Origin of the sequence: Anaerotignum faecicola (assembly GCA_024460105.1) — a bacterium.
In the GTDB taxonomy this organism is placed as follows: domain Bacteria; phylum Bacillota; class Clostridia; order Lachnospirales; family Anaerotignaceae; genus JANFXS01.
Genome location: JANFXS010000126.1, coordinates 1 through 539 on the forward strand (window position 1 = coordinate 1; position 539 = coordinate 539).

General features: G+C 52.3%; 1 protein-coding gene. It reads right to left on the minus strand.

What is annotated here, in order from left to right; genetic code table 11:
* Positions 1-359: PspA/IM30 family protein (locus NE664_13085; protein ID MCQ4727567.1), on the minus strand; the 359-nt coding region annotated here is incomplete at its 3' end.
* Positions 360-539: the final 180 nt, after the last annotated feature.

The following is a 539-nucleotide window of genomic DNA, read 5'->3' on the forward strand; positions in this document are numbered from 1 at the left end:
GCCTTATCGGCCTGAACCTTGACGGTCACGTAGCTGTGCTCCAGAGTCGGTCTTAAGTCTTCCTGCTCCTGCTTCAGGGTAATCGCCTGCCGGGCCTTTTCTTCATTGCCGTCACGCAGGGCGCGTTCGGCATACGTACCAAACTTTTTGATTTCGGCGTCGCAGGCGTCCAGCTTCGCCTTCGCTTCCCTGGAGGAGGCCATGACGGAGGCTGTGCTTCCCAAGAGATCCTTGATGGAATCCTCGTATTTCCTTACCATCTGATCCGCCATCTTTTCCGGGTCCTCGGCTTTGCTTAACAGTTCATCAATGTTTGCAGATACAATATCTTTGATTCTTCCAAACACATCTAATCCCATATATGCTCGCTCCTTTTCCTTGCCGTCAGTCAGGGCCTGAGGCTCTAATTCCGCTTATCCAGAACCGCTTCCACAATCTCGGCGTTGGAGACTTCCTGTTCCATACTGTTCTGGCCGCTTCCCTGTCCGGCACTGTTGATGTTGACATTCGTTGTGGTCTTTCCTAATACATCCGCGTCG